The 317-nt window shown below is 36.9% G+C and carries 1 pseudogene; it reads right to left on the bottom strand.

Features of this window, described 5'->3' with window-relative positions:
- Positions 1-317 (bottom strand): annotated as a pseudogene (locus tag NE547_RS18120) (glycoside hydrolase family 65 protein); the annotation flags it as partial.

Raw genomic sequence — 317 nt, 5'->3', positions numbered from 1 at the left:
GTACATCTTGTCTATGATGTCTTTCCACTTGTCTAACTCATCAGCTGTCACAGCTAGGTCTTCTTTTCTATTTTCGTACTTTTTAAGCATTGAACTAGTAAATTCAAGTGTCCATGCTGCCAAAGTATTTGTGTACCAGTTGTTGTTTATATTGTTTTCATATTCATTTGGACCTGTAACCCCATGGATCATATAGACGTCTTTTTTCTTGTTGTAGTGGACCCTATCAGCCCAGAATCTACTGATACCAACTAGGACATCAAGACCATAGTCTCTTACATAGTCATAGTCACCTGTATATGTTGAGTAGTTGTATA

This window comes from Flavonifractor sp. DFI.6.63 (genome assembly GCF_024462255.1).
GTDB lineage: Bacteria > Bacillota > Clostridia > Oscillospirales > Oscillospiraceae > Lawsonibacter_A > Lawsonibacter_A hominis.
Note: the sequence above shows the minus strand (reverse complement) of the source record. Positions and strands in the feature narration are given on the sequence as shown.